This is a genomic window from Pseudomonas sp. SZ40 (genome assembly GCF_052958135.1).
In genome coordinates this window covers 273,844-298,751 of sequence record NZ_JBQWIF010000001.1, presented here as the reverse complement: position 1 = coordinate 298,751, position 24,908 = coordinate 273,844, and the positions used below count along the sequence as shown (strand labels likewise).

The 24,908-nt window shown below is 63.8% G+C and carries 19 protein-coding genes and 1 pseudogene; 9 read left to right on the top strand and 11 right to left on the bottom strand.

Going from position 1 to position 24,908, the window contains the following annotated elements; genetic code table 11:
• Positions 1-22: 22 nt before the first annotated feature.
• Both ACT9T4_RS01265 and ACT9T4_RS01260 read right to left on the bottom strand, forming a co-directional pair.
• Entirely contained in the window at positions 23-448 is a 426-nt protein-coding gene (locus tag ACT9T4_RS01265; protein WP_042552054.1) for a DUF4124 domain-containing protein, read from the bottom strand.
• A gap of 30 nt (positions 449-478) precedes the next feature.
• Positions 479-856 (bottom strand): tetratricopeptide repeat protein, encoded by a 378-nt coding sequence (locus tag ACT9T4_RS01260; protein ID WP_042552055.1) that lies wholly within the window; start codon positions 854-856, stop codon positions 479-481.
• A 188-nt stretch (positions 857-1,044) separates the two neighbouring features.
• Between ACT9T4_RS01260 and ACT9T4_RS01255 the strand changes: the two genes are divergently transcribed.
• A complete protein-coding gene (locus ACT9T4_RS01255) occupies positions 1,045-1,953 on the top strand; it encodes a universal stress protein (RefSeq protein WP_179538823.1) in 909 nt (302 codons plus the stop codon).
• Between the two features lie 71 nt (positions 1,954-2,024).
• A complete protein-coding gene (gene pyk / locus ACT9T4_RS01250; protein WP_042552057.1) occupies positions 2,025-3,476 on the top strand; it encodes a pyruvate kinase in 1,452 nt (483 codons plus the stop codon).
• Positions 3,477-3,557: 81 nt separating this feature from the next.
• Here the strand turns inward: pyk and ACT9T4_RS01245 are convergent, their stop codons facing one another.
• Together ACT9T4_RS01245 and ACT9T4_RS01240 are read right to left on the bottom strand one after the other, a co-directional pair.
• The gene (locus tag ACT9T4_RS01245; RefSeq protein WP_499115080.1) at positions 3,558-4,496 is read right to left on the bottom strand and encodes an iron-sulfur-binding ferredoxin reductase; all 939 of its coding nucleotides are present in this window, start codon (positions 4,494-4,496) and stop codon (positions 3,558-3,560) included.
• Positions 4,489-5,616, bottom strand: coding sequence for a GGDEF domain-containing protein (locus ACT9T4_RS01240; RefSeq protein WP_499115079.1), 1,128 nt, complete (start codon positions 5,614-5,616; stop codon positions 4,489-4,491). The genes ACT9T4_RS01245 and ACT9T4_RS01240 overlap by 8 nt, the downstream gene beginning before the upstream one ends.
• 196 nt (positions 5,617-5,812) lie before the next feature.
• On the opposite strand from ACT9T4_RS01240, the gene ACT9T4_RS01235 reads away from it, so the two are divergent.
• Positions 5,813-7,336: a fumarate hydratase gene (locus ACT9T4_RS01235; protein ID WP_042552060.1), complete on the top strand. Its 1,524-nt coding sequence runs from the start codon at positions 5,813-5,815 to the stop codon at positions 7,334-7,336.
• Between the two features lie 831 nt (positions 7,337-8,167).
• On the opposite strand, the gene ACT9T4_RS01230 is transcribed toward ACT9T4_RS01235, so the two are convergent.
• From ACT9T4_RS01230 to ACT9T4_RS01220, 3 genes are all read right to left on the bottom strand, one after another.
• Entirely contained in the window at positions 8,168-10,576 is a 2,409-nt protein-coding gene (locus ACT9T4_RS01230; protein ID WP_499115078.1) for a TonB-dependent siderophore receptor, read from the bottom strand.
• A gap of 103 nt (positions 10,577-10,679) precedes the next feature.
• Positions 10,680-11,660, bottom strand: coding sequence for a FecR family protein (locus ACT9T4_RS01225; RefSeq protein WP_042554540.1), 981 nt, complete (start codon positions 11,658-11,660; stop codon positions 10,680-10,682).
• Positions 11,657-12,244 carry an RNA polymerase sigma factor gene (locus ACT9T4_RS01220; protein WP_042554539.1) on the bottom strand — a complete coding sequence of 196 codons (588 nt, stop codon included), beginning with the start codon at positions 12,242-12,244 and terminating at the stop codon, positions 11,657-11,659. Before ACT9T4_RS01220 ends, ACT9T4_RS01225 begins: the two co-directional genes overlap by 4 nt.
• Positions 12,245-12,400: 156 nt before the next feature.
• Between ACT9T4_RS01220 and ACT9T4_RS01215 the strand changes: the two genes are divergently transcribed.
• Together ACT9T4_RS01215 and ACT9T4_RS01210 are read left to right on the top strand one after the other, a co-directional pair.
• A complete protein-coding gene (locus ACT9T4_RS01215) occupies positions 12,401-13,075 on the top strand; it encodes a DUF1028 domain-containing protein (protein WP_042554538.1) in 675 nt (224 codons plus the stop codon).
• Between the two features lie 93 nt (positions 13,076-13,168).
• On the top strand, positions 13,169-13,717 hold the full coding sequence (locus tag ACT9T4_RS01210; protein ID WP_042554537.1) for a cysteine hydrolase family protein: 549 nt from the start codon (positions 13,169-13,171) through the stop codon (positions 13,715-13,717).
• A 165-nt stretch (positions 13,718-13,882) separates the two neighbouring features.
• Here ACT9T4_RS01210 and metE read toward each other — a convergent pair whose 3' ends face one another.
• Entirely contained in the window at positions 13,883-16,180 is a 2,298-nt protein-coding gene (metE, locus tag ACT9T4_RS01205; protein ID WP_499115077.1) for a 5-methyltetrahydropteroyltriglutamate--homocysteine S-methyltransferase, read from the bottom strand.
• Positions 16,181-16,367: 187 nt separating this feature from the next.
• Here metE and ACT9T4_RS01200 point away from each other — a divergent pair, with 187 nt between their 5' ends.
• From ACT9T4_RS01200 to ACT9T4_RS01185, 4 genes are all read left to right on the top strand, one after another.
• Positions 16,368-17,183, top strand: coding sequence for an AraC family transcriptional regulator (locus ACT9T4_RS01200; RefSeq protein WP_499115076.1), 816 nt, complete (start codon positions 16,368-16,370; stop codon positions 17,181-17,183).
• Positions 17,184-17,228: 45 nt separating this feature from the next.
• Positions 17,229-18,635 carry an NAD(P)/FAD-dependent oxidoreductase gene (locus tag ACT9T4_RS01195; protein ID WP_179538827.1) on the top strand — a complete coding sequence of 469 codons (1,407 nt, stop codon included), beginning with the start codon at positions 17,229-17,231 and terminating at the stop codon, positions 18,633-18,635.
• Between the two features lie 31 nt (positions 18,636-18,666).
• Positions 18,667-19,008: a cupin domain-containing protein gene (locus ACT9T4_RS01190; protein WP_499115074.1), complete on the top strand. Its 342-nt coding sequence runs from the start codon at positions 18,667-18,669 to the stop codon at positions 19,006-19,008.
• Between the two features lie 185 nt (positions 19,009-19,193).
• Positions 19,194-20,270 (top strand): polyamine ABC transporter substrate-binding protein, encoded by a 1,077-nt coding sequence (locus ACT9T4_RS01185; RefSeq protein ID WP_499115073.1) that lies wholly within the window; start codon positions 19,194-19,196, stop codon positions 20,268-20,270.
• Between the two features lie 46 nt (positions 20,271-20,316).
• On the opposite strand, the gene ACT9T4_RS01180 is transcribed toward ACT9T4_RS01185, so the two are convergent.
• From ACT9T4_RS01180 to ACT9T4_RS01170, 3 genes and pseudogenes are all read right to left on the bottom strand, one after another.
• Positions 20,317-20,700, bottom strand: a complete 384-nt coding sequence (locus ACT9T4_RS01180; RefSeq protein WP_042554532.1) for a cupin domain-containing protein — start codon at positions 20,698-20,700, stop codon at positions 20,317-20,319.
• Between the two features lie 48 nt (positions 20,701-20,748).
• Positions 20,749-21,573: pseudogene (locus ACT9T4_RS01175) on the bottom strand (AraC family transcriptional regulator).
• A gap of 149 nt (positions 21,574-21,722) precedes the next feature.
• Complete coding sequence (locus ACT9T4_RS01170) at positions 21,723-24,887, bottom strand: CusA/CzcA family heavy metal efflux RND transporter (protein ID WP_499115072.1); 3,165 nt, start codon at positions 24,885-24,887, stop codon at positions 21,723-21,725.
• Positions 24,888-24,908 lie beyond the last annotated feature (21 nt).

The following is a 24,908-nucleotide window of genomic DNA, read 5'->3' as shown; positions in this document are numbered from 1 at the left end:
AGTGCGGCGAGCTGACCAGCCCTCAATTACACCGCTCGGATAACTGGCTGCGCAGGTAATCACGCCCCGCATCCAGCTCCTGATCACTGTAATAGCGGCGCTCGCCATCGTCGCCAGGTCGGTAGTAGCGGCGTCCCTCTGGCATAGAGGCCAGCCGGTTACGCAGCGTCGTGCACTCTTTCGCCCTCTCGCCCTGCAGTTGCTTGCGGGCTTGAGAGGCCTGAGCCTGCTCGTCGCGTCGGGCCTGAAAGTAACGTTCGCTGCGCTGCTCGCGCTCCCGGGTAGCGGCATCGCGCTCGACCACCTGCGGGCGGACGTCCACCACGTCGGCATCCGCCGCCAGAGGTTGCTGCCCGTAATGCACCTGCCCGCGCTCATCCACCCAGCGATAAACCTCTCCGAACGCCAGCGTGGGCAGTAGAAGAAGCAGGCAGATACCTATGCGCATCACGACAATCCCCAGTCGATATTCGGGCCGTCAAAGCGCTCGAGCAGGCGATACCTTGGCGGGCTCCGGCAAACCATGATGACCGAGCTGGCGCAGGGTTTCCAGCCGTGCTCGGGCACGGAACGCGTATTCACTGGTGGGATAGCGGCCAATGATGAACTGGTAGGTCTGCGCCGCGTCGATGTACAGGTTCTGCCGCTCCAGGCACTGGCCACGCAGCAGGGAGATTTCCGGCTGGATGTAGCTGCGCGAGCGACTCGCGCGCTCGGCCTGCGACAGATAGAGCAGCGCATCCTCGCACTCGCCCAGATCGTAGGCCTGATAGGCCTTGTTCAGATGATGATCGAGGGACATGCGGGTACACCCGCCAACGACCAGAACACAGCACAGCAGCAACAGAATACGCATGGGTTTCTCCTCCAATGAGCAGCGTATCGGCGAGGCCGCGGAAAACTGAACAGCGGTAACATGCTGCATTGCGTTATCGCGCTGCACAGCTCGGACAAGTGGGCTCGATCTTCTAAGCTGATTCAGGTCAAGGCACCTCATCGGACGATGGGGTGCAATGCTGCCTAATTACCCTGCGAGGTCGACCCATGAAACTCGAAAAGCTCCTGGTCGTGATCGACGCCAGCCAACCCAGTCACCCGGCACTCGAACGTGCGGTCTGGCTGGCCCGTGGCACTCAGGCTCGGCTGCATGTGCTGCTGGTGGAGTATAGCGCCGCGCTGGATGGCAGCCTGCTCGAGAACAGCCTGCAGAACAGAGCTCGCGACGCGCTGCTCGAGCAGCGAGGAAAATGGCTGGAGGAGTTGCTCACCCCGTTGCGTGACGAAGGCCTGCCGCTGCAGCAGGAAGTGCGCTGGGGCAAGCGCCTGCATGAAACGGTGCTCGAAGCGGCTGCCGAGCTGCAGCCGGATCTGGTGCTCAAATCCGCCGCCCACAACAACCTGCTGCGCCGTCTGCTGCTGACCGACAGTTGCTGGCAGTTGATGCGCCACTGCCCGTTTCCGCTATGGCTGGTGCATCACGCCGAATGGCGCGGGCGCAACCTGTGCACCGCCGTCGATCCACTGCACAAGGACGACAAGCCCGCCGCACTCGATCATCACCTGATCGACACCAGCCTGGCGCTCTCCTCCGCGCTAGGCCTGCATGCCGACATCGTGCACTGCCATGCGCCAATGCCACGTACGCTGCTCAACAATACCGAGTTGCTGGCCACCTACCAGCAGTACGTCAGCGACGACGCGCAGCAGCACCACAAGGCGTTCGACGAGCTGGTCCGCCAGCACGGCATCGCCCCGGAATCGGCCCACCTGCTCGAAGGCGCGCCGGAAAACATGCTGCCGCGCTTCGTGCGCAAGCACGAAATCGACCTGCTGGTGATGGGTGCCATCGCCCGAGGCCGCCTGGACACCATTCTCATCGGCCACACCGCCGAGCGCCTGCTCGAATCGGTGGACTGCGACCTGCTGGTGGTCAAGCTGTCTGCCGAAAAGTAGTGCAGAGGAACAATGACTACAGCGCTGCGGCGTAGTAGCCTCGCGGTCTGCTTCAATTAAGGAGTCCGCGCATGACCGCTCGCCGCACCAAAATCGTCGCCACCCTCGGCCCAGCCAGCAATTCACCGGAAATGCTGGAACAGCTGATTCTCGCAGGGCTGGATGTCGCTCGTCTGAACTTCTCCCACGGCTCGCCCGAAGATCACAAGGCGCGTGCCAAGCTGGTGCGGGACATCGCCGCCAAGCACGGTCGCCACGTCGCCCTGCTGGGCGACCTGCAAGGGCCGAAGATCCGTATCGCCAAGTTCGCCAACAAGCGTATCGAGCTGAAGGTCGGTGATCGCTTCACCTTTTCCACCAGCCATCCTCTGACCGATGGCAACCAGGAAGTCGTGGGTATCGACTACCCGGATCTGGTCAAGGATTGTGGCGTCGGTGACGAACTGCTGCTCGACGATGGCCGTGTGGTCATGCGTGTCGAAACCACCACCGCTGACACCCTCAACTGCGTCGTGCTGATCGGTGGTCCGCTGTCCGACCACAAAGGCATCAACCGCCGCGGCGGTGGCCTGACCGCGCCAGCCCTGACCGAAAAGGACAAGGCCGACATCAAGCTCGCTGCCGAAATGGACCTGGACTACCTGGCCGTTTCCTTTCCGCGTGACGCGGCGGACATGGAATATGCCCGTCAACTGCGTGACGAGTCCGGCGGCAAGGCCTGGCTGGTCGCCAAGATCGAACGCGCCGAAGCTGTAGCGGACGACGAAACCCTGGACGGCCTGATCAAGGCCAGCGACGTGGTGATGGTTGCCCGTGGCGACCTGGGCGTGGAAATCGGCGACGCCGAGCTGGTGGGCATTCAGAAGAAGATCATCCTGCACGCACGCCGCCACAACAAGGCAGTGATCGTTGCGACCCAGATGATGGAGTCGATGATCCAGAACCCGATGCCGACCCGTGCGGAAGTGTCCGACGTGGCCAACGCCGTGCTCGACTACACCGATGCGGTCATGCTCTCGGCAGAAAGCGCCGCCGGCGCCTACCCGCTGGAAGCCGTGCAGGCCATGGCGCGCATCTGCCTCGGCGCCGAGCGTCACCCGACCGGCAAGAGCTCCAGCCACCGTATCGGCAAAACCTTCGAGCGCTGCGACGAAAGCATCGCCCTGGCAGCCATGTACACGGCCAACCACTTCCCAGGCGTGAAGGCGATCATCGCCCTCACCGAAAGTGGCTACACGCCGTTGATCATGTCGCGCATCCGCTCCTCGGTGCCGATCTACTCCTTCTCCCCGCACCGCGACACCCAGGCGCGTTCGGCGATGTTCCGTGGCGTGTACACCATCCCCTTCGATCCGGCGGCCCTGCCACCAGGCGAAGTCAGCCAGGCTGCAGTGGATGAACTGCTCAAGCGTGGCCTCGTCCAGCAAGGCGACTGGGTCATCCTGACCAAGGGCGACAGCTACCACACCATCGGTGGCACCAACGGCATGAAGATCCTGCATGTCGGTGACGCTCTGGTCTGACCACCAGCGGCATCCACCAGAAGGCCCGCGTTCGACGCGGGCCTTCTGGTTTCTGAGATAGGCGTCGGACTGCGTAGCCGCTCAGGCGTGAGGCAGAAACAGGTCGGAGAACAGCTGGCTGCGCGGCAGCCCGGCAAGGTAGAGGCGTCGAGCGATGGCATCAACGCTGTCGGGGCCACCGCAGGTCAGCACGATGGTCTGCCGTGAGCCAGGACGCAGCGCCGCCAGAGCATCGGGCAGCGCTGCCGCCTCGATCAGGTCGAGCTGTATAGCGGGATGACGCGCGGCCAGTTCGAGCAACGAGCCGGCCAGGTAATGCTCGCGAGTCGAGCGCGCCACATGCATGACCCGGATCGGCCCCTGATGAGCTTGGCGCAAGGCCTCGCGCAGAATGGCGTACAGCGGCGCAAGGCCGGTTCCGACACCCAGCAGCCAGAGCGGCCGGGCCTGCCAATCCGGATCGTAGTGCAGCGCCCCGCCACTCAAGGTGCCCAGGCGCAAAGGCTCCCCGACCCTGAATTGCCGGGCCGCATCGCTGAACGCTCCCGGCTGACGACAATCCACGTGAAATTCGAGAAAGCTGTCTTCCTGCGGCAGGCTGGCCAGCGAATACGGCCTGGCGATACCGTCGGCCGTCCACAGCAGCAGATGCTGCCCTGCACGGTAGCGCATGGCCTGCTGCGGTAACAGGCGCAAGCGCAACACATGCTCGCTCAGCCAGTCGCACGCCTGGATCCGTGCAGGGATGCCATCGCGTCCGGGGTCGAATAACTGGATCTGCAGATCATCGATCACTCGGCACTGACACGCCAGGCGCCACCCCTGCTCCCGACGCGCCGGATCGAGAGCCTCGGGCTTGGCATCCAGCGGCTCGCCGGCCAGGCAGCGCACCAGGCATGCCTGGCAACTGCCGGCGCGGCAACTGTAGGGCACGGCAATGCCGGCGCCGAGCAGCGAATCGAGCAGGTTACTTGCAGGATCGACGCTCACGCGCCGCTCGCCGACCAGCAGGTCAGGCATCCGCCTGTTCCCAGGTCGAGGCGCAGCGGTTGCGCCCGGTACGTTTGGCCTGGTACAGCGCCTGATCAGCACGGTGCAGGGCTTCATCGAGGTCGTCGTGCATGGATACCAGGGTCATCCCCACGGACAGGCTGAGGTTGTGCACTTTAACACCTATCGGCTCGGCCTCGCTGAACGCCACCCGCAGCCGCTCGCAGCAGGACAGGAAGGCATCCGCATCGGTATTGGGCACCAGCAGGACGAACTCCTCGCCACCGTAACGGGCGATGATGTCGCCGTCGCGCAGGCAGGCCGTGGCAATCCCGGCAAATGCCTGCAACACGCGGTCGCCCGCCGCGTGGCCATGCCGGTCATTGATGTTCTTGAAGTGATCGAGATCGATCAGCGCCAGCCCATGGCGTCGCTTGGCTCCCAGCCCTTCCAGCTCCCGGGCGGCCAGACGCAGGAAATGACGGCGGTTGCACAACCCGGTGAGTTCGTCGGTGGCCACCAGATCTTCGAGCTGGCGCATCATCCCGCGCAGGGTTTCCTGATGCGCCTGCAACGCGAAACGACGCTGCCGCATGCGCTGACGCATGCTCTGCATATAAGAGGCGAACAGGCTCAGCCAAAACAGCACGAGACCCAGCGCGCAGACCTGCAGCGTAGCCAGACCGGGATCGCGCATGCGCATCTGGTAGGCGTCGTACAGGTTGATGAGCACGAACCCCAGGAACGCCAGACCGGCACAGCGAAAGAACACCCTCGGCGGCAGCTGGAACAGGCCGAACAGCAACGACATGGGATAGATAAGCAGCAGGCTGCCGCGCCCTTCGTCGAGCATGGCGACCATCGCGGTCATCAGGCCCAGACCTACCAGTACCTGCGCCTCGGTGAGGCTGGGGTCGCGAAAAGTCAGATTGCGGCCCGACATGAACAGGGCGAAGAACAGCGCCTGACTGACGACGGCAATACCCAGCAGCCCTGCGACCGAGCTGCCAGAAGCGCTGAAAAGGTCGTGATAATAGGCAATCCCTGCCAGCGCAGCGATCATCAGATAGGTAGCCACAGCCATGCCGAAACGCTTGATCAGCAGATTCTGTAACGTACGTTGGGTCAATCGACGGTTGCTTGGGATCATGGGCTCCGTCCCATACTGGCAACTAGCCGCCACTCTACCCGCGCGCCGTGAAAAAGCCTAGCGACGCTTCGCGTTATCGCCGCTGGGCCCTGACGGGTGTCCCAGGCGTCGGCCCCGCGGTATACTGCCGCGCCTTTTAGAACGCGCCGGCCATGTTCCGGCGCCCAAGTTCCTGCCCTATAAGGGAGCGCCCCGCATGACCGTGATCAAGCAAGACGATCTGATCCAGAGCGTCGCCGACGCCCTGCAATTCATTTCCTATTACCATCCCGTCGACTTCATTCAGGCCATGCACGAGGCCTACCTGAAGGAAGAGTCGCCTGCCGCCCGCGATTCCATGGCGCAGATTCTGATCAACTCGCGCATGTGCGCCACCGGCCACCGTCCGATCTGCCAGGACACCGGCATCGTCACCGTATTCATCAAGGTGGGCATGGATGTGCGCTGGGATGGCGCCACCATGGGCGTCGACGACATGATCAACGAAGGCGTGCGCCGCGCCTACAACCTGCCGGAAAACGTCCTGCGCGCCTCGATCCTGGCCGACCCGGCCGGTGCCCGCAAGAACACCAAGGACAACACCCCGGCGGTGATCCACTACTCCATCGTGCCCGGCGACAAGGTCGAGGTCGATGTCGCAGCCAAGGGCGGCGGCTCGGAGAACAAGTCGAAGATGGCCATGCTCAACCCGTCCGACTCGATCGTCGACTGGGTACTCAAGACCGTCCCGACCATGGGCGCTGGCTGGTGCCCGCCCGGCATGCTCGGCATCGGCATCGGCGGTACTGCCGAAAAGGCTGCGGTGATGGCCAAGGAAGTGCTCATGGAGCACATCGACATCCACGAACTGCAAGCCCGTGGCCCGCAGAATAAGATCGAAGAACTGCGTCTTGAGCTGTTCGAGAAGGTCAACCAGCTGGGCATCGGCGCCCAGGGCCTGGGCGGCCTGACCACCGTGCTCGACGTCAAGATCATGGATTACCCGACCCACGCGGCCTCGCTGCCGGTATGCATGATCCCCAACTGCGCCGCGACCCGTCACGCCCACTTCGTGCTCGATGGCAGCGGCCCGGCCGAGCTGGAAGCACCGGACCTCTCCGCCTACCCGGAAATCGTCTGGGAAGCCGGTCCGTCGGCGCGGCGCGTCGACCTCGACACCCTGACCCCGGAAGACGTGCAGAGCTGGAAGCCGGGCGAGACCATCCTGCTCAACGGCAAGATGCTCACCGGTCGCGACGCCGCGCACAAGCGCATGGTCGAGATGCTCAACAAGGGTGAAGAACTGCCGGTCGATCTGAAAGGCCGCTTCATCTACTACGTGGGCCCGGTCGACCCGATCGGCGACGAAGTGGTTGGCCCTGCCGGCCCGACCACCGCCACGCGGATGGACAAGTTCACCCGTCAGATCCTCGAACAGACCGGCCTGCTGGGCATGATCGGCAAATCCGAGCGTGGCCCGACCGCGATCGAAGCGATCAAGGACAACAAGGCCGTGTACCTGATGGCCGTCGGCGGCGCCGCCTACCTGGTGGCTCAGGCGATCAAGAAGTCCAAGGTGCTGGCGTTCGCCGAACTGGGCATGGAAGCGATCTACGAGTTCGACGTGAAAGACATGCCGGTCACCGTCGCCGTCGACAGCAACGGTGAGTCGGTACACATCACCGGCCCGGCGATCTGGAACAAGAAGATCGCCGAAAGCCTGGCGGTGGAAGTGCAGTAAGCATCGCCCCGCGGTAACCAGAAGCCCGGCCAAGTGCCGGGCTTCTGCGTTTCTGGGGAAGCCCTCGATCGAATCGCCCGCGAGCGGGCTCCTACGCGTTCGCGTGGATGCCAGGGCCATGTAGGTGCCCGCTTGCGGGCGATGCGATGGTGGCCATTCTGCACAATCGCGGTATGGCTGCCATTCGCCGGCAAGCCGGCTCCTACGCCATCGCGTGGATACTAGACACCGCGTAGGTGCCCGCTTGCGGGCGATGCGATGGTGGTCATCCTGCACAATCGCGGTATGGCTACCAATCGCCGGCAAGCCGGCTCCTACGCGTTCGCGTGGATGCCAGAGCCATCTAGGAGCCCGCTTGCGGGCGATGCGATGGTGGCCATTCAGCAAGATCGCGGTATGGCTGCCATTCGCCGGCAAGCCGGCTCCTACGCGTTCGCGTGGATGCCAGAGCCATGTAGGAGCCCGCTTGCGGGCGATGCGATGGTGGTCATCCTGCACAATTGCGGTATGGCTACCAATCGCCGGCAAGCCGGCTCCTACACCATCGCGTGGATACCAGACACCGCGTAGGAGCCCGCTTGCGGGCGATGCGATGGTGGCCATTCAGCAAGATCGCGGTATGGCTACCAATCGCCGGCAAGCCAGCTCCTACGCTTTCGTGTGGATACCAGACACCGCGTAGGAGCCCGCTTGCGGGCGATGCGATGGTGGCCATTCAGCAAGATCGCGGTATGGCTGCCAATCGCCGGCAAGCCAGCTCCTACGCGTTCGCGTGGACACCAGACACCGCGTAGGAGCCCCGCCCTCGGGGCGAAGCGATTGTGGACGCGCTCAGAACTCCAGGGTGCTGGAGAGTTGCAGTTGACGCGGCTCGCCAATGGACACGTTGAGACTGTTCACCGACGAGCTGTAGTAGGTCTTGTCGAACAGGTTCTTGGCGTTGAGCTGCAGGCGCAGCTTGTTCTCGCCTAGGCGCGTCTCATAGCTGGCGAAGGCATCGGCAACGGTATACGACGGCAACGTGAAGGTGTTGTCGGAGTCCCCCTGGCGATCACCAACATAGCGAGCCCCCGTGCCCACTCTGAGGCGATCGCCGCCGAGCAGCGCACCAAGGTCATAGACCGCAGACAGCGAAGCGCTTTGCCTGGCGACGTTCTGCAGTTGATTGCCTTTGATCGACGGATCTTTGGTCACCTCTGCATCGGTAAAGGCGAACGTGCCGATCAGGCTGATACGATCAGTGAGTTGGCCAGTGAGATCCAGCTCGACGCCCCGTGAGCGGACTTCCCCCGCCGCTCGGCGATAGCCCTCGAGATCGAGAACCGAAACGTTCTCCTTGACGATATCGAACAGCGCCAGGGTACCGGTGATGCGCCCGGGCATATCCAGTTTGGCCCCCAGCTCCCAGCTTTTGCCCTCCTCCGGCGCCATCTCGTTGACAGAGCCGATGCCGCTTTGCGGTGCAATCGTCGAGTTGGGCTTGAAGGATTCACTGTAGCCACCATAGAGCGACAGCTCGTCGTTGAGCTTGTAGACCAGGCCGACACGCGGCATCCACAACTGGCCGTTGATGTCGGTGTTCTTGTTGAACGGCCGCCCACGCCCGGCAAGCTGGTCATATAGCTGATAACGGGCACCAGCGACGAAGATCCATTGCTCGTTGAGGTGGATGGAGTCCTGAATGAAGGCCGACTGAGTGACCACTCGATCGGTTTGGTCGCTGTCGCTGGCAACCACCGTCGTGGGCACCGGGTCGAGCCCGTAGATAGGCTGGTTGTAATTGAGCCGGCGCGTGGTTGTCTGTCGAATCAGATCCTCGCGGTAGAACTTGCGGTACTCGTGATCCACGCCCATCAACAGGTCGTGCCGCATACCGCCCAGCACGACCCTGCCGTCCAGGTCGAACGTCGCGAAGTGCGAGGTGCTGACCGCGCCACGTGTGCCATCCAGACGGCGCCCTACCGTACCGTTGCTGGTATTCACACTGGTCACCCGCGCCTGGTAATCGTCATAGGTATCGCGGTTGTAGCTATAGGCGAAATGGGCCTTCCAGTCATCGTTGAGCTGATGGGAGAGGTCGAAGATGCTCAGGTTGGAACGACCTTCGGTGACGTTGTAAGGCTCATCCAGACGACGTTCGCTGGGAATGTCGAGCGGCTTGCCATTGACGAACACCGTGCCCCGGTCGAAAGGCACCGAATACTCGCGGTACTCGTGGCTGAGGGTGACGGTGGTGTCTTCGCCGTACCAGGCCAGCGAGGGCGCGAAGGTCTTGTCGCGATTGGTGCCGAAGCTACGCCAGTAGTCGGCGTCGTCGTAATCGGCGATCAGCCGATAGGCCAGGCCGGTTTCGCCCAGTGGGCCGGTGAGGTCGAGCGTGCCGCCACTGCCGTTCTTCCCATGGCCAAAGGTCGAAGCCCGGCCGGTGATGGCACGGTAGCTTTCCAGCTGAGGTTTCTTGCTGACCACATTGATCACGCCGCCCGGATCGAGAATGCCGTAGAGCATCGACGACGGCCCCTTGAGCACCTCGACGCGCTCGGCGGTGGCGGTGAAATTGCGGCCCTGGATGGTACGCATGCCGTCACGCAGGATGGAACCATCACGGTTGTCACCGAAACCGCGCTTCATCACCGCATCGAGCGTGCTGCCCAAGGTATTGGACTGGGTGATGCCACTGACGTTGGCCAGGGCATCATCGAGATTCTGTGGCTGCTGATCCTGCAGCACCTGCGCCGGCACCACCGCGACGGCCTGGGGAATATCCAGCAGTGACGTGTCGCTGCGTGTCAGCGAGGTGGTTTCGGGTGGCTGATAGCTGTAGGCCGTGGTGCGTTGCGACTGAATGTTCACGGCGCCCAGATTCACTGCGCCATCGGCAGGCACTGCCTGCAGCGTGACGGTGCCGGCGCCCGCTCGCGCGAAGGTGAAACCGGAGCCGGCCAGCAAGCGGGCCAGCGCCTGCTCGACGCTCATGCGCCCCTGCAGTGCCGAGGCCTGCACGGCGTATGGCGCTTCGTCGGTATACACCACGTTGAGGCCGGTGGTTCGGCTGAACGCATCGAGCGCCTGCGGCAGCGGCTGCGCCGGTATGGCGAACACATAGGTCGCCGCCTGATCGGCAACGGCCTGGGCCAGCGCCGGCGGTGCCAGTGGCAGCATCCCCGTGCTCAGCAGGAGGGCCGCCAGGCCGACATGTTTCAAGGTGGCATCCTGCCGACGCATGGTGCGGTGATTCATGGCTTTCATCATCCCAGGTGCTGGTTCTCATTGCGAAAAAGTCGCATTCAAAGCAGTACACGGATGCCGATGGGGTTTACCTCACCCTCCAGCGAAAATATTTTCAGCGCAGGATGATCAGGCGTCCCAGCACAGTGTGCTGCTGGAAGCCGACGACGCCCTGCAGGGCATCGAGAATCGCCTGGGGATCCTGGCTGGCGAAGCTGCCACTGACCCGCCGCTCGCGCAGGTCATCGTTGAGCAGCACGATGCGCCCCGGGTGATAGCGGCGCAGTTCGTCGAGCACTTCGCCCAGCGGCGTACGGTAGAAGCTCAGACGGCCGTCACACCAGGAAGTCAGCGCTTCGGCATCGACACTGCGCAACTTGCCGCTGACGCCATCGGCAAAACTCAGTTGCTGATCGGCGGTGAGCACCCGCGGTGCCTCCAGTGGCCCACCACGAACGGCCACCCGGCCCTGTAGCACCGAGACCCGGGCGCCATCATCGAACCGGCGCACTTCGAAACGCGTGCCGAGCACCCGTGCCTCGCCACCGGCGGCGGCCACAGTGAAGGGAATATCGCCCGGCACCACACTGAAATACGCCGCACCACGCCGCAGCTCGACATGCCGCTCGCCCTCGCCGTACTCGACGGCGATGGCGCTGTCGGCATCCAGCACCACGGTGGAGCCATCGCTCAATGTCACGCTGCGCACCTGCCCGGGTGCCGAGACCATGTCCGCGCCCAGGTCATCGACCCAGCGCAACGGCTGCCACCCGCCTCCCCAGACCACCAGCAGCAGGCAGGCGGCCAGCGCCAGTGCCGAAGCCCAGTAAGGGCGGCGGCTCGACGGCGGGCGCAGGTACTGCTGCAAGGCGGCGGCCTCTTCCTCGGCCAGGCGCTGGGCAGCCGGGCGGCTCAGGTGCCAGAGCGACTGCATGCGCACGAAGGTATCGACATGCTCGGGCGCGGCGGCCAGCCATTGCTCGAAGGCCATCTGTACCTTGTCGCCCGGCTGGCCCTGCAGACGGCCGAGCCACAGCCAGGCGTCCTGTTCGATGCGCGACAGTGACTCCTCCTGTATGAATGACTCGTGGCTCATGGCGCGACGCTTCCGTGTGAGTGGCTGGCCGGCGTGTCGATGACGCTGGCCTTGCAGGCTTCCAGGGCGCGCATCATATGTTTTTCTACGGCGCTCTGGGAAAGCGCCATGCTGCGGGCGATCTGCCCATAGGTCTGACCGTGAATTCGATTGAGCAGGAAAATGTGCCGGGTTCGCTCCGGCAGCCCCCGCAGCGCGGCCTCCACACGGCGCAGATCGCTGCCCGCTTCCAGGGCGGCATCCGGTGAGACGCTGGTGTCATTACGCTGCTCGGACAGCAGTCCGGCTTCGTTACGGCTGCGCGCGCCCTCGCTGCGCAAATGGTCGATGGCCAGGTTGTGGGCGCTGCGAATCAGGTAGCTGCCCATGTCTTCGAGCGGCGCACTGGGCCGTCGCCAGAAACGCAGGAACAGCTCCTGCACCAGATCCGCCGCAGTTGCCCGGCAACCGACGCGCCGCCGCAACACCGCTTCCATCTGTTCACGACGGGCGAGAAAGGTGCGCAGGAAAGCATCGCGCTGTACCGGCTCCGTCGCGGACGGATCGGGCTGGCGAGGCTCGAGTGAAGACGGCTGGTCGACCATGAAGTGGGGTTGCTCGTGACGATGCGCCAGAGGCGTGGCGGCAATCCAGCGAATGATAATGCTTATCAACAAATACCGATAGCGTTGCGACGACCGACAAGCGGAACGATCGCGACCGGTCCGCGGCCTAAGGCACATGCGCATAAAGGAGCCGCCATGACTTTTTCCATCGTTGCCCGCTGCCCCAGAACCGGCCAGTTCGGCGTTGCCGCCGCTACCGCCATGCCCGCCGTCGGCAAGCTGCTCAGCCACGCCGCCGCAGGTGCTGGGGCGGTGGCGACCCAGGCGCAGGTCAATCCCTACCTGGGCCTCGACGGGCTGGCATTGTTACGCCAGGGCCATTCAGCCCCCGCAGCACTCAAACGGCTGATGGATACCGACCCGTGCATGGAACTGCGTCAGCTGGCGTTGATCGACCGCGAGGGGGACAGTGTCTGCTGGACGGGTGATCAGTGCATTCCTTGGGCGGGTTCGCTATCCGGTGAACAGTTTTCCGTGCAGGGCAATCGCCTTGTCGGGCCGCAGGTGCTGGACGCCGTGGCCGACGCCTTTCGCCATGGCGAGGATCGGCCGCTGGTCGAACGGCTGATCCATGCCCTGTCCGCCGGTGATGCCCGTGGCGGTGACCGCCATGGCGAATCCTCGGCGGTGATCTATATCGTCGACCGCGAGGAGTACCCGCTGTGGGATATCCGCGTCGATCATCACCTCGATCCGGTCGCCGAGCTGTGGCGCCTGCACGGCGTATTCGCGCGCGAAGTGCTGCCGGAGATACTCGCCATGCCGACCCGCGAGAACCCTGCCGGCAAGGCGGCTGAAGATGCGGTCTGAAAGATCGCCACAACGCTGACCGGCCCCGCCCGCCTCCCCTATCGGTGGCGCACAGGCTAAGGTGTAAACCATCCCCTTCCCATGGAGCACATCATGAGCAAGCGCGCCCTGATTCTGATCGACATCCAGAACGACTACTTCGCCGACGGCAAATGGCCGCTGCACGGCATCGACGCGGCAGCGCGGAACGCCGCACGTGTGCTGGCAGCCGCTCGTGCTGCCGGCGATACGGTGGTGCACGTGCGTCATGAATTTCAGGGAGACGGGGCGCCCTTCTTCGCCGCAGGCTCCAGCGGTGCGCAGATCCATGCCAGCGTGCAGCCGCAGGCGGGTGAGAGCGTGGTGCTCAAGCACAAGGTCAACGCGTTTCGCGACACCGATCTGAAGGCGCAGCTCGACAAGGCAGGCGTCGAACAGATCACCCTGGTCGGCGCCATGAGCCATATGTGCATCGATGCCGCCGCCCGCGCCAGTGCGGACTTCGGCTACGCCACCACGGTGATCCATGATGCCTGCGCGACACGCGACCAGGAATTCGAAGGCAATCAGGTTCCAGCCACGCAGGTCCAGGCAGCCTATATGGCCGCGCTGGCCTTCGCCTATGCGACCGTCACCTCGACCGAACAATACCTGGCGGGTTAGGCGGTAAACCACAGGCTACCGACAGAAAAACAGTAGGAGCTGGCTTGCCAGCGAATCGATCTGCGCTCCGACACCATCGGCGAATCTTCCACCGCTTTCGCCGGCAAGGGACTAGGCGTCCCCCCGGCTCCTACAACTGCTGCACCAGAGGCTGCGGGCGGAGCCTCAGGCCAGCTCCTTGCGCAGCTGACGGGCGGCGGCGACCATGTTGACCAGCGCGGCTTCGGTCTCTGGCCAGCCGCGGGTCTTCAGGCCGCAATCCGGGTTGACCCACAGGCGCTCGGCTGGGATACGGCGCACGGCCTTGCGCATCAGCTTGACCATTTCGCCGGTGTCCGGCACCCGCGGCGAGTGGATGTCGTAGACGCCCGGGCCGATCTCGTTGGGGTACTCGAAAGCCTCGAAGGCCTGCAGCAGTTCCATGTCCGAGCGTGAGGTCTCGATGGTGATCACGTCCGCATCCATGGCGGCGATGGACTCGATCACGTCGTTGAATTCGCTGTAGCACATGTGGGTGTGGATCTGCGTTTCGTCACGTACGCCACTGGCGCACAGCCGGAAGGACTCGGTAGCCCAGTCCAGATAGTGTTGCCAGTCGGCCTTGCGCAGCGGCAGCCCCTCGCGGAATGCCGCTTCGTCGATCTGCACGATACGAATGCCGGCACGCTCGAGGTCGACGACTTCGTCGCGAATCGCCAGGGCCAGCTGCCGGGCCTGCACTTCGCGGCTGACGTCTTCACGGGGGAACGACCACATCAGCATGGTCACCGGACCGGTGAGCATGCCCTTCATCACCTTGCCGGTGAGGCTCTGCGCATAGCGAATCCACTCCACGGTCATGGCCTGGGGTCGGCTCAGGTCGCCAACGATCACCGCCGGCTTCACGCAGCGCGAACCGTAGCTCTGTACCCAGCCGAAACGGGTGAACAGGTAGCCGTCCAACTGCTCGGCGAAATACTCGACCATGTCGTTGCGCTCGGCCTCGCCATGCACCAGCACGTCGAGCTCCAGGCGCTCCTGAATCTCAACCGCATGGCGAATCTCGCTGTGCATGGCGTCGGTGTAATCACCCAGCGACAGCTTGCCCTGCTTGAAAGCCTGGCGCGCCAGGCGAATCGCCGAGGTCTGCGGGAACGAGCCGATGGTGGTGGTCGGGAACGGCGGCAGATCGAGGCCGGCCCGCTGCTTGACGATACGCTGGGCGAACGGCGACTCGCGCTGGCTATCGCGGGTGGTCACGGCAGCCAGGCGCGCTTGCACCTGAGGCTTGTGGATACGTGGTGAAGCCGCTCGGCTGGCCTGCACGGCGCGGCTCTCGGCCAGCGCGGTGCGCACCTCGGGAGCGTCCGGCTGATTGACGGCACGCGCCAGCAGCGCCACCTCGGCGCACTTCTGGGTGGCGAAGGCCAGCCAGCCCTTCAGCTCGGCATCCAGTTGATCTTCACGCTGCAGGTCAACCGGACTGTGCAGCAACGAGCAGGACGGCGCGATCCACAGGCGTTCGCCGAGCCGGCTGTGGGCATGGCCGATCACCGCCAGAGCGTTTTCCAAATCGCAGCGCCACACGTTGCGGCCGTTGACCACGCCAAGGGACAACACCTTGTAGGCTGGCAGACGGTCGAGGATGGTCGGGTACTGCTGTGGCGCGCGCACCAGGTCGATGTGCAGGCCGTCCACCGGCAGATTGGCCGCCAGGCCGAGGTTCTCTTCAAGACCACCGAAGTAAGTGGCGACCAGCTTCTTCAGCGGTTCGCGCTGCAGAATGTTGTAGGCGCGTTCGAACGCGTTCTTCCAGTCCTGAGGCAGGTCGAGCACCAGAATCGGCTCGTCGATCTGCACCCATTCCACGCCCTGCTCGGCCAGGCGCCGGAATATCTGCCCGTAGAGCGGCAGCAGGCGCTCGAGCAACTCCAGCTTGTCGAAACCCTGAGCCTCGCCCTTGAGCTTGCCCAACCATAGGTAGGTCAGCGGGCCGATCACCACCGGCTTGACCTCATGGCCCAGGGCACGGGCCTCATCCACTTCCTCGAACAGCTGCTCCCAGCTGAGGGCGAACTGCTGGTCAGCAGTGAACTCGGGCACCAGGTAGTGGTAGTTGGTATCGAACCACTTGGTCATCTCTTGCGCATGGGCGCCGCCGCAGCAGTTGTCGCCGCTCACGCCGCGGGCCATGGCGAACAGGGTGTCCAGGGTCGGCTTGCCGCTGGCAGGGCGGAAACGCTCGGGGATCACCCCGAAGGTCAGGGAATGGGCCAGCACCTGGTCGTACCAGGCGAAGTCGCCGACCGGCAGCAGCTCGATACCGGCCTCCTTCTGCACCTGCCAGTGCCGGGCACGCAACTCACGGCCCACTGCACGCAGGCCGGCTTCGTCCAGCTCGCCTTTCCAGAAGGCCTCTTGAGCTTTCTTCAGTTCGCGGTCACGTCCGATTCGGGGGAATCCGAGGCTGTGTGCCAGGGCCATGGCGATATCTCCAATGCATAAATGATGGTGTGCATTGTCGAGGCCGCGACCGAGTGAAACAAACTCAATCGATTAACTTTAAAAACAAGTTTTACTCACGTTGATCTCGTACGGCTCATCTTGGCCGCCCCTTGAGGACACACCCTGACTCGGGCAAGCTGCCCTCTGCCACCTGGACGAACCCGGCATGCCAGATATCCCCGACGACCCCGCCCAGACCGAACGCACCCGCGAAACCGTGCTGCGCTACCACTACAGCTGGAAGTACCGCGATCTGGATGCGGTGATGGCGCTCTATCACCCGGAGGTCGAGTACAACGACTTCTTCCTCAACCGCAGCATGGGCCTGGCCGAGCTGCGCGACTACGTGCTCAGCACCATGCCGCGCCACCCGGACGAAGCCCTGGAACACACCGACCGCATCCGCATCGACGGCCATACCGCGTTCATCCAGTACCGCACCACGCTGCATGGCGGCGAGGGCCTGGTGTCGTTTCGAACCGCTGAAGCGATCACCGTGCGCGACGGGCTGATCTGGCGGGTCAACGAATACGCCTCGCTGGTGCATGAAGGTCAGGACACGCGCCCTCCGATCCAGACCAGCGCGGCGATCAGCAAGCTGGGGCTGTCGACCCGCCAGCTGGGCTTCATGGCGCAGGACCTGCAGGACTACTTCCAGCGCCGCCAACCCTTTCTCGACCCGGCCCTGAGCCTGCAACAGGTGGCCACTGCCACCGGCTACAGCCGCAACCAGATTTCCTACCTGCTCAACCAGGTGCTCGGCCAGAGCTTCTACCGCTACGTCAACCGGGCGCGCCTGCAGCACCTGCTGCAACGCCTGCAGGCAGGCAATGACCTGCGGCGTATGGACGAGCTGGCCTTCGAAGCCGGCTTCAATTCCCTGACCGCCTTCTACAGCACCTTTCGCCGCCACACCGGCCTGTCACCCAAGGCCTACCTGAAAGACCTCTACGCGCGGGTACGCGCGCAAGACAACGCCTGATCGGGCTTCTAGTCTTGCTGCATACATTCTTCGTGGAAGCGGTGCATGAACGACTGGCGCAACATCAGCCTGTGGATGGATCAACTGGATGAGCCGCTGACACCGCGCCCATCGCTGCAAGGCGATGTCCAGGCCGATGTCGCCATCATCGGCGCGGGCTACACCGGGCTGTGGACGGCCTACTACCTCAAGCGCCAGGCTCCCGAGCTGCGCATCGTCATCCTCGAGGCGAAGATCGCCGGCTTCGGTGCATCCGGTCGCAACGGCGGCTGGCTGATGGGCAACCTGCTTGGCGAGGATCGCCTGCTGTCGGGCCTGTCGCCGCAGGCCCGCCGTGAATCCTACGACCTGCTGCATGGCATTCCCGATGAAGTCGGCCAGGTGCTGCAGCGCGAAGGCATCGACTGTGATTACCGCAAGGGCGGCGTGCTGTACTGCGCGGCCCGTTACCCGGAGCAGGAACTGCGTCTGCGCGAGTACCTGCGCGGCTATCGCGAAGAAGGCCTGGGCGACGACGACTACCGCTGGCTGCCCGCTGAAGAACTCGCTCAGCAACTGCGCATCCCCGGCGCCTATGGCGCACTCTACACGCCACACTGCGCGACCATTCAGCCGGCCCGGCTGGTGCGCGGCCTGGCCCGCTGCGTGGAAGCGCTGGGCGTGAGCATTTACGAAGGCACGCCGGCCCTGAGCTGGCAGGCCGGCAGCGTGCGCTGCGCAGCGGGCGAAGTGCGCGCAGACTGGGTGGTGCCTGCCGTGGAAGGCTACGCCGCCAACCTGCCGCCGCTCGGCCGCCATCAGATCCCGGTACAGAGCCTGATCGTCGCCAGCGAACCACTGCCCGCCTCGATCTGGGCGGAGATCGGCCTGGAACGCGGCCAGGCCTTCTGCGAAACCAGCCGCCAGGTCACCTATGGCCAACGCAGCATGGATGACCGGCTGATCTTCGGCGCGCGCGGCGGCTATCGCTTCGGCAGCCGCTTGCGCAGCGACTTCAACCTCAGTGACGAGGAGCGTGGCCTGCGCCGCTACCTGTTCAGCGAACTGTTTCCGCAACTGCGCAACGTACGCATCACCCACGCCTGGGGCGGCAACCTGGGCATGGCGAGGCGCTTCCATCCGCACATGCTTTGCGACCGTGGCAACGGCATCGCCCTTTCCGGCGGTTACGGTGGCGAAGGCGTAGGCGCCAGCAACCTCGGCGGGCGCACCCTGGCCGATCTGATCCTCGGCAACGACAGCCTGCTCACCCGTCAGCCCTGGGTACGCCACGACACCCGTGTGCAGGACTTGCCGCGCTGGGAGCCGGAGCCCTGCCGCTGGCTCGGCTACAACGCCATCATCCGCAGCTTCGTGCGCGAGGACAAACTGCTGGCCGACCCATCCAGCCGCCCGTGGCAGCGCTACATGGCGCAGCGCGTGGCCAGCCTGATGGAAGGCTTCATGAAGTGAACACCCTCATCTGCCACTCAGGTTGCAAGCCATGACCATCACCCACTTTCGTAATACCGACAGCGTCGCACTCGACCAACACAACCCGGTCGCGGTACCACTCAGCGAGCCCGCCGCCGTCACTTCGGTGACCTGCGTGGAGCGCGACGACGGCGTGGAAACCGGCATCTGGGAATGCACGCCCGGCCGCTGGCGTCGGCAGATCGAGCAACAGGAGTTCTGCCACTTCATCGCCGGGCGCTGCACCTTCATCCCCGACGTGGGCGAGCCCATCGAGATCAAGGCCGGCGACGCGCTGATGTTGCCGGCCAACACCACTGGCGTGTGGGACATACAAGAAACGCTGCGTAAAACCTATGTACTGATTTTCTGAGGATCTATTCAAAGTTTCGCGAGCTAGAGCAATGCAAGGCAAAAACAGGCGAAGAAGCGCAGTTTACGCGCTGTAAATGAGCATTCTGAGCCTGTTTTTAACGCAGCAGTGCCGACGCGCAGCAGACTTTGAACAGGTCCTGACTGCTGCCTCCAAAACATCGACAACAACAGTTGAGGTCTCCCATGCTGAAATCGCTCATCCCGCTCATGCTCGTCGCCTCGGTCAGCCAGGCAGCGCAGGACGTACGCATCTACAACTGGACGGACTACATCGCCCCCGACACCCTGAAAGACTTCCAGCAGGCCAGTGGCGTAACGCCCCACTACGATGTCTACGACAGCAACGAAACCCTCGACGCCAAGCTGATGGCCGGCCGCTCCGGCTATGACGTGGTCTTCCCCTCCAACCACTTCATGGCCCGGCAGATTCAGGGCGGCGCGCTCAAGCAGCTGGACAAGAGACAGTTGCCCAATTGGCAGAACCTCAACCCGACGCTGCTCAAGGCGCTGGAAGGCAACGACCCGGGCAACCAGCACGGCTTCCCCTACCTGTGGGGCAGCACCGGCATCGGCTACAACGTCGAGAAGGTCAAGGCCGTACTCGGCGACGACGTGCCGCTCGATTCCTGGGACCTGATCTTCAAGCCCGAGCTGATGGCCAAGCTGAGCAAGTGCGGTGTGGCGATTCTCGACAACGGCCCGGAAATGCTGCCCATCGCCCTGCACTACCTGGGCCTGCCGCACCACAGCCAGAAGGCCGAGGACTACAAGAAGGCCGAAGCGCTGCTGATGGAAATGCGAGAGAACGTCGCCTACTTCCACTCTTCCAAATACGTCGGTGAGCTGGCCAATGGCGACGTCTGCATGGCGGTGGGTTTCTCCGGCGACATCATGCAGGCCAGCGCCCGCGCCAAGGAGGCCGGCAATGGCGTCGACATCGCCTACGTGATTCCCAAGGAAGGTGCGCCGATGTGGTTCGACATGGTCGCCATCCCCAAGGACGCGCCCAACGAAAAGGCCGCCTACGCCTTCATGAACTATCTGCTGGAGCCCAAGGTGATCGCCGGCATCAGTGACTACGTGCACTACGCCAACGGCAACAGCAAGGCCGACGCGCTGGTCGACCCGGCGCTCAAGGCCGACAGCACCGTCTACCCGCCCGATGACGTCATGGAAAAGCTCTACGCCCTGGAAGCCATGCCGCTGAACATCGACCGCATCCGCACGCGAATCTGGACCAAGGTAAAGAGCGGCACCTGACGCAGTGATCAAAGGCCGGCGTTCGCAATGAACGCCGGCCCAACCGTCAGATCCACAGATCGTTCATCGCCGTACGTTCTCCGCCCTGCTCTCCGGTATTCAGCACACCCCGCGGCTCGATAAGCATCAGCTTCACCTCATGCTCGGCGTAAGGCTTGTGCTCCACACCCTTGGGCACCACGTACAGCTCGCCGCTGCCAAGCGTTACCTGGCCATCACGGAAATCGAGTCGCAACTGCCCATCGAGGACGAAAAAGGCTTCGTCCGTTTCGGCATGGGCATGCCAGATGAAATCGCCCTGCAGGCGCACGACCTTGAACTGGTAGTCGTTCATTTCCGCGACCACTCTGGGTGACCACTGATCCTGGATCAGGGCCAATTTCTGCTCCAGGTTGACGGGGCGTTTCGACGACGGATTCTGGCTGGACATGGGCGGCTCCTCGGTTGGTTTTCACCACTCTAGCGAGGCGCCGGAGCGCTATCTTGTACGATCCTGCAACCTCACCATGCTCAGCCAGCGAGCCGGGGACAGGCCAAAGCTTCTGACGAAATGACGCGTCATGTGGCTCTGGTCGAAAAAGCCGGCGATCAGCGCCGCGTCGGCCAGGCCGATACCCGCCAATGCCAGCTCACGGCAACGATCCAGCCGCCGCATCGTCACGTAACGGTAGGGGCTGGTGCCGAACAGCGCGCGAAAATCCCGGGAAAGACTCCAGCGCTCGCGCCCGCTGACATGCTCCAGCTCGTCCAGGGTGATGCTCGCGCCATTACGGCTATGGATGTACTCCCTCGCCCGCTGCGCAGCGCGATAGTCGACGGTGCGCCGCCCTCGACTCGTGCCGGCGACCGCATCCAGTGCGCGAGCGAGGTCATGGATGGCATCGTCTTCCTCCAGCGATTCGAGAGGATGATCCATCGCCTGCATGAACGACTCGGTGGCCCGGCGCAGGCGCGGGTCATCGCTAAGCCCGCCAGCGATGAAGGGCAGCGGCTTGCCGCCCAGCACCTGCTGGATCAGCAGCGGCTCGATATAGAGCATGCGGTAGCGAAAACCGTCCGCGGTGCCCGCCATGCCGTCGTGCAGCTCGTCCGGATGCAAGACCAACGTGCCGCCAGGAAGGCTATGGCGCATGGCCCGCCGATAACGAAAACTCTGCACGCCAGACAGCGTGCGGCCAATGGCGTAGGCGTCGTGGCGATGCGGGTCGTACCCATGGCCGCTGAAATAGGCCTAGATGCGCTCCACCCGCCCCGGCACGTGGCTGCGCAGCACCCAGTCTCGACCGTTCGTATCCGTGCCCATGGCTCTACTCCCCTGCCGCTGCGCTGTCTGACGCCGCCACAGTAAATCGACGTGCGCCGTAAGTCTCCCTTCGCGTGCGTCCGGCGGGAAAGCCACGAGGGCGGTTCAGGGCCCTCTCCACAGCTCCAGCCCTGTGCCGCCAGCAGGGGTTACCGGGCGCTCTGCGCTACGACCTGCTCGTCCTCGTCTCGGCGGTGCAGCCACTGGTAGAGCGCAGGCAGCACCAGCAGGGTCAGTGCGGTGGAGGAAAGAATTCCGCCGATCACCACGGTCGCCAATGGCCGTTGAACTTCAGCCCCCGTACCGGTGGCCAATGCCATGGGCACGAACCCCAGCGAGGCGACCAGGGCGGTCATCAGCACGGGTCGCAGGCGTGTCAGGGCACCCTCGGTGATCGCCGCGGATAACGGCCGCCCCTCTTCGCGCAGGCTACGGATGAAGGCGATCATCACCAGGCCGTTGAGAACGGCCACGCCGGACAATGCGATGAACCCCACGCCGGCAGAGATCGACAGGGGAATATCCCGTAACCACAGCGCCAGCACGCCGCCCGTCAGCGCGAAGGGAATGCCGGTGAATACCACCAGGCCATCCCTGAGGTTGTTGAACATCATGAACAGCAAGGTCAAGACCAGTAGCAACGCCACCGGCACCACGATTTGCAGCCGCTTGGCCGCTGATTGCAGCTGCTCGAACTGACCGCCCCAGGTCGTCCAGTAGCCCGTGGGTATCTGCACCCCTTGCTCGATACGTTGCCCGGCTTCCTCCACGAACGAGCCCAGATCGCGACCACGGACGTTGGCACTGACCACGACCAGGCGCTTGCCGTTTTCACGACTGACCTGATTGGGCCCAAGCACCAGATCGAGGCTGGCGACATCCGCCAGGGTAATGAACTCGATCTGATCCGCGGCACTGCCAGGGCGCGGCGCAATGGGGATGGGCAGACGTGACAGGCCCTCCACATCGGTACGCAGTTGATCCGCAAGACGCACCACGATAGCGAAGCGCCGGTCGCCCTCGAACACGGTACCGGCCTGCTGCCCACCTACCGCGAAGGCGATGGTGTCCTGCACGTCGCCGATGTTCAGGCCGTAGCGCGCGACCTTTTCGCGGTCGACGTTGATGGTCAGCATCGGCAAGCCGGACGTCTGCTCGACCTTGACCTCGGAAGCACCGCTGATCGATTCCAGCACCTCGGAGATTTCGCCAGCCGTCTTGTTGAGCACGTCCATGTCGTCACCGAACACCTTGACCGCCACGTCGCTCCTCACGCCGGAAATGAGCTCGTTGAAGCGCAGTTGAATCGGTTGCGACAGCTCGTAGTTGCTCCCGGCCACCGTGGCACTGACACGCTGCAGATCGGCGATGAGGGCTTCGCGTGACTTGTCCGGATCCGGCCACTGTTCTTTAGGCTTGAGCATCACGTAAGCGTCGGAAATATTCGGCGGCATCGGGTCGGCGGCGATTTCCGCGGTGCCGGTTCGGGCGAACACGCGCTCGATCTCCGGCATGTTTTCCATCAGCGCGGTTTCCAGGCGGCGCTGCATTTCCACGGATTGCGTCAGGCTGGTTCCGGGTACCCGCAGCGCCTGCAGTGCGAAGTCGCCCTCGCTCAGGCTGGGCACGAACTCGCTGCCCATGCGCGTGGCGACCAGAGCGGACAGCGCGACCACCACCAGAGCGGCTGCGAACACCGGGGTACGATGGCTCATCACCCACGCCAGAACCGGCTGGTAGGCGCGGCGGGCCGAGCGCATGACCATGCCTTCCTCTTCCTTCACCTTGCCGGTGATGAACAGGGCAATGGCGGCGGGCACGAAGGTCACGGAAAGGATCATCGCCCCCAGCAGCGCAATCACCACCGTGAACGCCATGGGGTGGAACATCTTGCCCTCGACCCCGGTGAGGGCAAAGATCGGCAGGTAAACGACCATGATGATCAACTGACCGAAGATCAGCGGACGCCTGGCCTCTCTGGACGCCGCGAACACCTCGCGGAATCGCTCGGCGCGGGTCAGCATGCGGCCGTGGTGCTGCTGGGCATGGGCCAGCCGGCGGATCGAGTTTTCCACGATCACCACCGCACCATCGACGATGATGCCGAAGTCCAGCGCCCCCAGGCTCATGAGGTTGGCGCTGACGTTGTTGGCGAACATCCCGGTGAAGGTGAACAGCATCGACAGCGGAATCACCATCGCGGTGATGATCGCCGCACGGATATTGCCCAGGAAGAGGAACAGCACCGCGATGACCAGAATCGCCCCTTCGATGAGGTTCTTCTTGACGGTGGCGATGGCCTTGTCGACCAGGTTGGTTCGGTCATACACGGCGACGGCCACCACCCCTTTCGGCAGCGAGCGGTTGATCTCCACCAGCTTGGCCGATACGGCCTGAGACACGCTGCGACTGTTCTCGCCGATCAGCATGAACACGGTGCCGAGGACCACTTCACGGCCGTTCTCGGTTGCCGCGCCGGTGCGCAGCTCACGGCCGATCTGCACCTGCGCCACATCACTGACGCGAATCGGCGTGCCACCGGCGTTCGAAACGATGATGTTGGCGATGTCTTTCTCGTCCGATACCTGCCCCGGTGCGCGAACCACCAGCTGTTCGCCGTTACGCTCGATGAAACCCGCGCCCACGTTGGCATTGTTGCGTTCGAGCGCAGTGATCAGGTCGCTCAGGGTCAGCCGGTAGGCAGCCAGTCGCCTGGGATCCGGGGCGACCTGAAACTCCTTGGCAAAACCGCCGATGGTGTTGATCTCCGCAACGCCGGGCACGTTGCGCAACTGCGGCTTGATGATCCAGTCCTGGATGACGCGCAGATCGGTGGCGGTGTAGGCGCTACCGTCCTCCTTGGTGGCGCCGGGCCGGGCTTCGACGGTCCACAGAAAGATCTCCCCCAGCCCTGTGGAAATCGGCCCCATGGCCGTTTCCGCGTTGACGGGAAGTTGCGCGCGGGCCATCTGCAGGCGTTCGTTGACCAGTTGCCTGGCGAAGTACAGATCCGTACCGTCTTCGAAAATCACCGTGACCTGGGAAAACCCGGAGCGCGACAGAGAACGTGTCTGTATCAGTTGCGGCAGACCTGCCATCGCGGTTTCGATGGGAAAGGTCACACGCTGTTCGGTTTCCTGTGGCGAAAAGCCTGCTGCAGCGGTGTTGATCTGCACCTGGACGTTGGTGATATCGGGGACGGCATCGATCGGCAGCTTCTGATAGCTGGCGATCCCGATACCTGCCATTGCGAGTACGAAAAGCAGCACGACGAAGCGCTGCTCGATAGCGAACTGGATGATACGCTCGAACATGAGATTTCTCGCTGGTAGCCG

Coding starts and splice junctions, on each gene's coding strand:
- ACT9T4_RS01255 (WP_179538823.1), top strand. CDS start 1,045: ATGAAACTCGAAAAGCTCCTGGTCGTGATCGACGCCAGCCAACCCAGT.
- ACT9T4_RS01220 (WP_042554539.1), bottom strand. CDS start 12,244: ATGGTCGACCAGCCGTCTTCACTCGAGCCTCGCCAGCCCGATCCGTCC.
- ACT9T4_RS01190 (WP_499115074.1), top strand. CDS start 18,667: ATGACCATCACCCACTTTCGTAATACCGACAGCGTCGCACTCGACCAA.
- ACT9T4_RS01200 (WP_499115076.1), top strand. CDS start 16,368: ATGCCAGATATCCCCGACGACCCCGCCCAGACCGAACGCACCCGCGAA.
- ACT9T4_RS01265 (WP_042552054.1), bottom strand. CDS start 448: ATGCGCATAGGTATCTGCCTGCTTCTTCTACTGCCCACGCTGGCGTTC.
- metE (WP_499115077.1), bottom strand. CDS start 16,180: ATGGCCCTGGCACACAGCCTCGGATTCCCCCGAATCGGACGTGACCGC.
- ACT9T4_RS01210 (WP_042554537.1), top strand. CDS start 13,169: ATGAGCAAGCGCGCCCTGATTCTGATCGACATCCAGAACGACTACTTC.
- ACT9T4_RS01240 (WP_499115079.1), bottom strand. CDS start 5,616: ATGATCCCAAGCAACCGTCGATTGACCCAACGTACGTTACAGAATCTG.
- ACT9T4_RS01195 (WP_179538827.1), top strand. CDS start 17,229: ATGAACGACTGGCGCAACATCAGCCTGTGGATGGATCAACTGGATGAG.
- ACT9T4_RS01245 (WP_499115080.1), bottom strand. CDS start 4,496: ATGCCTGACCTGCTGGTCGGCGAGCGGCGCGTGAGCGTCGATCCTGCA.
- ACT9T4_RS01185 (WP_499115073.1), top strand. CDS start 19,194: ATGCTGAAATCGCTCATCCCGCTCATGCTCGTCGCCTCGGTCAGCCAG.
- ACT9T4_RS01235 (WP_042552060.1), top strand. CDS start 5,813: ATGACCGTGATCAAGCAAGACGATCTGATCCAGAGCGTCGCCGACGCC.
- ACT9T4_RS01260 (WP_042552055.1), bottom strand. CDS start 856: ATGCGTATTCTGTTGCTGCTGTGCTGTGTTCTGGTCGTTGGCGGGTGT.
- ACT9T4_RS01215 (WP_042554538.1), top strand. CDS start 12,401: ATGACTTTTTCCATCGTTGCCCGCTGCCCCAGAACCGGCCAGTTCGGC.
- ACT9T4_RS01230 (WP_499115078.1), bottom strand. CDS start 10,576: ATGAATCACCGCACCATGCGTCGGCAGGATGCCACCTTGAAACATGTC.
- ACT9T4_RS01170 (WP_499115072.1), bottom strand. CDS start 24,887: ATGTTCGAGCGTATCATCCAGTTCGCTATCGAGCAGCGCTTCGTCGTG.
- ACT9T4_RS01225 (WP_042554540.1), bottom strand. CDS start 11,660: ATGAGCCACGAGTCATTCATACAGGAGGAGTCACTGTCGCGCATCGAA.
- ACT9T4_RS01180 (WP_042554532.1), bottom strand. CDS start 20,700: ATGTCCAGCCAGAATCCGTCGTCGAAACGCCCCGTCAACCTGGAGCAG.
- pyk (WP_042552057.1), top strand. CDS start 2,025: ATGACCGCTCGCCGCACCAAAATCGTCGCCACCCTCGGCCCAGCCAGC.